This is a genomic window from Nocardiopsis lucentensis DSM 44048 (assembly GCF_000341125.1).
Lineage (GTDB): Bacteria > Actinomycetota > Actinomycetes > Streptosporangiales > Streptosporangiaceae > Nocardiopsis > Nocardiopsis lucentensis.
Genome location: NZ_ANBC01000525.1, coordinates 1 through 5789, shown reverse-complemented (window position 1 = coordinate 5789; position 5789 = coordinate 1). Strand labels below are relative to the sequence as shown.

Here is a 5789-nt window from a genome sequence, read left to right as displayed (position 1 = left end):
TCAGTGCGTCCGGGACGTGGCGGCCACCACGAGCCGCCGCAGCGGTTCGCGGGCGGCGGCGTCCAGATCGGGGCTCTCCAGGGCGTCCATCGCCTGCCCGGCGTACTCCTCGATGACGGCCTCGCACGCCTTGAGCGCCCCGGAGTCCGTGATCAGCGCGCACATCCACTCGACCGACTCCGCCGACAGGTCGGGTGTTCCCAACAGGGTGCGGAACCGGTCCGCGTCGGCCTTCCCCGCGCGCGCGAGGGTCTCGGCCACCACCAGGGTGCGCTTACCCTCGCGCAGGTCGTCCCCGGCGGGCTTGCCGGTGGTGCCGGGGTCGCCGAACACCCCGAGGACGTCGTCGCGCAGCTGGAAGGCCACTCCCAGGGGCAGGCCGTAGTCGGTGTAGACGCCCTCCAGGGCGTCGAGGCGTCCGGCCAGCGCCGCGCCCAGGTGCAGGGGCCGCTCGATCGTGTACTTGGCGGACTTGTAGCGCATCACGCGCAGCGCGGCCTCACGGGTGCTCGTGCCCCGCACCTGCTCCAGGGTGTCCAGGTACTGTCCCGCCATCACCTCGGTGCGCATCGCGTCGAAGGGCGGCCGACCGGCCTGGAGCGTCTCCAGGGCGAACCCGCTCGCCTGGTACATCTCGTCGGACCAGGCCAGGCAGATGTCGCCGATGAGGATCGCCGCGCCCTGCCCGAACCCCTCGCTGTCACCGCTCCACCCGTGTTCGGCGTGCAGGGCCGCCAACCGCTTGTGCGTGGCGGGCAGCCCCCGCCGGGTGTCGCTGCGGTCGATCACGTCGTCGTGGATCAGCGCGCACGCCTGGAGGAACTCCAGGGACGCCGCCGCGCGTACGATCCGCCCGTCGTCCTCGGCGCCGCCCGCGCCGCGCCAGCCCCAGTAGCAGAAAGTGGGGCGCAGACGCTTGCCACCGGAGAGCATCGCCTCCAGGGCGTCCATGGCCGGGGCCAGCTCGGCGCCGATCTCCAGGAGCCGCGCCCGGTGCGTGGTGCAGAACGCGGTCAGCTCGCCGTCCACGGCGGAGCGGATGACGGAGACGGGTGAGACGGACGTGGCTGAGGAAGGGGAAGGGGCCATACCCAGCACACTAGCGGCTGGTCGGGACGGGCGGTCCGGTTTCGCGGGATCGCCGGCCGGCTTTCGCTCAGCGGACGTCCGAGGCGTGTTTCTCCCCGCTGTCCCGAGTCTGGTGCCAGCTGGCGACCAGGACGAAGGACACCGTCACCAGGAGCGCCCACGCGCCGAGCTTGGCGACGTGCACGAAGTCCCACCCGTCCGCCTGGTGCGGGTAGCGCCAGGCGTCGAACAGGGTGGACACGTTCTCCGCCACCCACAGGAACACCCCGATCAACAGGAACGACAGGGACAGCGGCATCCGGTAGCGCGCCTCACCCACGGTGAAGTACACCCACGTCCCCCACGTCACCACGATGAGCACGACGGCCAACAGCGCTCGCAGGTCGGGGAGCCAGTGGTGCGTGAGGAAGTTGAGGTAGATCGCGACCGCCACGGCGGTGGTGGCCCGGGCCCGGTAGCCCACCAGGGACAGTTCCAGCAGCCGCCACGCCCCCACGATGTAGGAGCCCACGGCCGCGTACATGAATCCGCTGTACAGGGGCACACCCCACAGCACCGTCCACGCCTGCTCGGGGTAGGACCACGACCCCAGCCGTACCTTGACCAGCTCGAAGGCCAGCCCCACGACGTGGAAGCCCGCGATCGCGGCGATCTCCCGCCCGCTCTCCAGCCGCAGCCCCCAGAACACGGCGGTCACGGCCACGGCGTACAGCAGGAGCGCGTCGTAACGGGGGAGGGGCAGGGGCACCACGGTGGACGCCGCCATGCCGACGAACATGCACGCCGCGAAGGCGCACGCCCGGGCCTGGAGCCAGGCGAACCTCAGGAGCTGCGCGAGGACGTACAGGAGTCGGGGGGAACGCGGTGCCATCGGCCGATGATCGCAGGAGCACCCGTCCGACGCATCCGGATTCGGGGGGTGTGTCCGGACACATTTCGCGTTCACCGTCTCACGGAGTGGGACACCCCTTCCGGCGGGTGAGGGGGGCTCGCCTAAGGTTGTACGCATGCTGGCAGCACCGACACGCCCCGCGGGGCTCCGAAACACGGCCGCACGGCCGCGTCAGATCCGGGAACTCCTCGACGCGGGCGAACCGATGTTCTCCTTCGAGTTCTTCCCTCCGCGCGGGCCCAAGTCCCAGGCGCGGCTCTGGCGCGCGATCCGTGAGATCGAGGCGTTGGGCCCCTCGTTCGTCTCGGTCACCTACGGCGCGGGCGGTGGCACGCGCGACCTCACCGTGGAGACCACCGAGCGCATCGCGACCGACACCACGCTGCTGCCGGTCGCGCACATGACGCTGGTCGACCACTCGGTGGCGGAGCTGCGGCACCTCATCGGACGGCTGTCCGACGCGGGCGTGTCCAACATGCTGGCCGTGCGCGGCGACCCGCCCGGCGACCCGACGGGCGAGTGGGTCCGGCACCCGCAGGGGCTGACCTACGCCGAGGAGCTGGTCCGACTGCTCAAGGAGAGCGGTGACTTCAGCGTCGGTGTGGCGGCCTTCCCGTACAAGCACCCCCGGTCGGCCGACGTCGAGACCGACACCGACCACTTCGTGCGCAAGTGCGAGGCCGGAGCCGACTACGCCATCACGCAGATGTTCTTCGACGTCGAGGACTACCTGCGGCTGCGCGACCGCGTGGCCGCCCGCGGCTGCGAGGTGCCGATCATCCCCGAGGTGTTCCCCGTGGTGAAGCTGGCCTCGATCCCGCACTCGGAGAAACTGTCCGGGGCCCCCTTCCCGCCCGAGCTGGCGCGGCGCTACGAGGGCCTCGGCGACGACCCCGAGGCCGTGCGGGCCTTCGGCATCGAGTACGCCCAGGGCATGTGCGAGCGGCTGCTCCAGGAGGGCGCGCCGGGCATCCACTTCATCACCTTCAACCAGTCCACCGCCACCAGGGAGATCTACCGGGAGGTCGCCCCCCGGAGTTCCGCAGCGGCAACCGCGCGGCCATGATCGAGAAGGGCTGATCCGGGCTGCCGGGGAAGGAGAACTCCTCCAGCAGTTCGGTGAACCCGCACGAACGGTACAGGTGGCGGGCCGCGGTCGGTCCCTCGCGTGTGGACAGCACCGCGGTGCGCTCCGTCCTGCCTTCGCACAGGGCGTGCAGCATCGCCCTGCCCACCCCCTGGTTCTGCGTGTCCGGGTGGACGTGGACCTCGGCGATCTCCAGGGGGTCGGACAGGTACCGGCGCGCCAACCGGGTCCGGCCGCGGGCGCGTAGCGCGTCGGTGACGACGTCGTGCCACCACTGGCCGTCGTAGCCGTGGAACCCGTAGGCGAAGCCGACCGGTCGTTCCCCGTGTACCGCCACCACCGAGCGGAAACCGGGGTAGTGGGCGTGGCCGTTCATGACGGAGGCCCGGCCGGGCAGTTGTTCGGACGGGGGGCGCATGGCCGCCTCGTACACCCCGAGGAGGGCGGGGACGGCGTGTGCGAAGGCCGCGGGGGCGAGTTCGCGCAGTTCGGTGTCTGGTACCACTCCGCAAGCGTAGTCCGACCGTCACCGGAACGCTTGACGCGTTCGGCGGGCTGGGGTTAACTGGGGGTCAATCGAACTGGCGTTCGATTGTGGTCCGACGGGTCACCCCCGCGGACGACGGCGCGGCCGGGCTGGGGAGGGGAAGCCCCACGTCCGGCCGCGCCGCCCTCGTGTTCGGGGCGGCCCGTCGGGACCGGTCGCGGTCGGCGGCGGCCCCGGACACACAAGAAACCGGCGTCCCGTGGATCGCCGGTTCTCGTGCGTGCCCGGTCGGGGCGGTGCGTCGGTCCTAGAAGGCGTCGACCGCGCGGCGCGCCTCGGGGTCGAGGACGCCCCAGTTGATGAGCTCCTCGGTCAGGTCCGACGGCGACTTGTCGTAGATGACCGCGAGTGAGCGCAGGTCCTCCTGGCGGATGGACAGCACGCGGCCGTTGTAGTCACCGCGCTGGCTCTGGATGGTGGCCACGTAGCGGGAGAGCGGGCCCGCCTTCTCCTGCGGGAGCTGCTGCATGCGCTCCAGGTCGATGACCAGCTTGGGTGTCGGGCCGAGGGGGGTGGGGGCGGCTCCGCCGGGCAGGAGCTCCGACATGGGGACGCCGTAGAAGTCGGCCAGTTCGGCGAGCTTCTGGACGGTGACCGCGCGGTCACCGCGCTCGTAGGAGCCGACCACGACGGCCTTCCAACGCCCGTGGGACTTCTCCTCCACGCCGTGCAGGGACAGGCCCTGCTGGGTGCGGATGGCACGCAGTCGCGCACCGAGGGACTTCGCGTATTCGGATGGCATCTTCTTGTCGCTCCCGGCCGTGACGGTGGCTGGCGTGGTGGGGGAGACGTCCGCTCGTCCTCGGCGGGCCGCCGAGGCGGTCCATCGGTGGTCACGGGGTGCAACCCCACCCGGCAATGGTTACAGACAGTGACGCTAGGGGGGTCTGGCTTCCAGGTCAAGCCGTTGGTGTGAAACGCGACGAATCAGTGGCCAAACCGTGCGTAAGTGAGACACCTCTCATGTCTGTACTGATCGGTGCGAGTGGGGCAGATCAGGTGGGCGAAAAGCCCGATCTGACAGGCATTTTCGTGTTTTGCCTACTCGTGGGGCCAATCCGGCCAGCCATGAAACGGTCACCCTTGGGTGATTAAGCGCCCACTCTTTATGTGACGAGAGTCACATTCGTGACGGGCTGGCGCCGGACGCCTCTGGAGGGTCCCCGTCGTCGCTGGTAGCGTGGCCCCGATCGACATCCTTTAACGTCCTGTCCAGTGAGGCAGGGAAGGGGTCACTACTTTGCGTGCGCAAAACCAGACGAGGGGTGACGCCGGGTCCACCGGCCCCACGACGTCCCCCGACACACCCGAGGACGGCCGAGCCGTCCTCGACGGGGCCGAGATCAACCGGGCCCTCACCCGCATCGCCCACGAGGTGCTCGAACGCACCAAGGGCGGTCAACACGTCACCCTGCTGGGCATCCCCTCGCGCGGCGTCCCCCTCGCCCAGCGCCTGGCCCAGCGGATCGAACGCGTCGAGGACCTGAAGGTGCCCACGGGCTCCCTCGACATCACCATGTACCGCGACGACCTGCGGATGGCCCCCGCCCGCGCGCTCGGCAAGACCGAGATCCCCGCGGGCGGCCTCGACGACCGCGTCGTCGTCCTGGTCGACGACGTCCTCTTCTCCGGCCGTACCGTGCGCGCCGCCCTGGACGCCCTGGGCGACCTCGGCCGCCCCCGCGCGGTCCAGCTCGCCGTCCTCGTCGACCGCGGCCACCGGGAACTGCCCATCCGCGCGGACTACGTCGGCAAGAACCTGCCGACCTCCCTGCGTGAGAACGTCACCGTCCGTCTGACCGAGACCGACGGCCACGACGCGGTCCTGCTCGGCCCCGCGCGGCGGCGCCCCGGTACGACGGAGGGGAACTCCTGATGCGCCACCTGCTCTCCACCGGAGACCTCACCCGCGACGAGGCCACGCTCGTCCTGGACACCGCCGAGGAGCTCGCACGGGTCAGCGACCGCTCCGTCAAGAAACTGCCGACCCTGCGCGGGCGCACCGTCGTCAACCTCTTCTACGAGGACTCCACGCGCACCCGCACCTCCTTCGAGCTCGCCGCCAAGCGCCTGTCCGCCGACGTCATCAACTTCTCCGCCAAGGGGTCGAGCGTCTCCAAGGGCGAGAGCCTCAAGGACACCGCCCTGACCCTCCAGGCGATGGGCGCTGACGG

General features: G+C 70.6%; 6 protein-coding genes and 1 pseudogene. 3 read left to right on the top strand and 4 right to left on the bottom strand.

All coding sequences use genetic code 11. The features are described 5' to 3' along the window. Together D471_RS0118540 and D471_RS0118535 are read right to left on the bottom strand one after the other, a co-directional pair. The gene (locus tag D471_RS0118540) at nt 1–1089 is read right to left on the bottom strand and encodes a polyprenyl synthetase family protein (RefSeq protein ID WP_017599998.1); all 1089 of its coding nucleotides are present in this window, start codon (nt 1087–1089) and stop codon (nt 1–3) included. Nucleotides 1090–1156: 67 nt separating this feature from the next. Beyond that, the gene (locus tag D471_RS0118535; RefSeq protein ID WP_017599997.1) at nt 1157–1960 is read right to left on the bottom strand and encodes a DUF817 domain-containing protein; all 804 of its coding nucleotides are present in this window, start codon (nt 1958–1960) and stop codon (nt 1157–1159) included. Nucleotides 1961–2186: 226 nt separating this feature from the next. Here D471_RS0118535 and metF point away from each other — a divergent pair, with 226 nt between their 5' ends. Further along, on the top strand, nt 2187–3047 hold the full coding sequence (gene metF, locus D471_RS0118530; protein WP_026127855.1) for a methylenetetrahydrofolate reductase [NAD(P)H]: 861 nt from the start codon (nt 2187–2189) through the stop codon (nt 3045–3047). On the opposite strand, the gene D471_RS0118525 is transcribed toward metF, so the two are convergent. Continuing rightward, entirely contained in the window at nt 2968–3573 is a 606-nt protein-coding gene (locus tag D471_RS0118525; RefSeq protein ID WP_017599995.1) for a GNAT family N-acetyltransferase, read from the bottom strand. The two genes, metF and D471_RS0118525, sit on opposite strands and share 80 nt — an antisense overlap. A 289-nt stretch (nt 3574–3862) precedes the next feature. Further along, entirely contained in the window at nt 3863–4357 is a 495-nt protein-coding gene (gene bldD / locus D471_RS0118520) for a transcriptional regulator BldD (protein ID WP_017576791.1), read from the bottom strand. A gap of 498 nt (nt 4358–4855) precedes the next feature. Between bldD and pyrR the strand changes: the two genes are divergently transcribed. Both pyrR and D471_RS35055 read left to right on the top strand, forming a co-directional pair. Next, on the top strand, nt 4856–5491 hold the full coding sequence (gene pyrR / locus D471_RS0118515) for a bifunctional pyr operon transcriptional regulator/uracil phosphoribosyltransferase PyrR (protein ID WP_017599994.1): 636 nt from the start codon (nt 4856–4858) through the stop codon (nt 5489–5491). Beyond that, nucleotides 5491–5789, top strand: a pseudogene (locus tag D471_RS35055) (aspartate carbamoyltransferase); the annotation flags it as partial. The gene pyrR and the pseudogene D471_RS35055, both read left to right, overlap by 1 nt.

Coding starts and splice junctions, on each gene's coding strand:
- metF (WP_026127855.1), top strand. CDS start 2,187: ATGTTCTCCTTCGAGTTCTTCCCTCCGCGCGGGCCCAAGTCCCAGGCG.
- bldD (WP_017576791.1), bottom strand. CDS start 4,357: ATGCCATCCGAATACGCGAAGTCCCTCGGTGCGCGACTGCGTGCCATC.
- D471_RS0118535 (WP_017599997.1), bottom strand. CDS start 1,960: ATGGCACCGCGTTCCCCCCGACTCCTGTACGTCCTCGCGCAGCTCCTG.
- D471_RS0118540 (WP_017599998.1), bottom strand. CDS start 1,089: ATGGCCCCTTCCCCTTCCTCAGCCACGTCCGTCTCACCCGTCTCCGTC.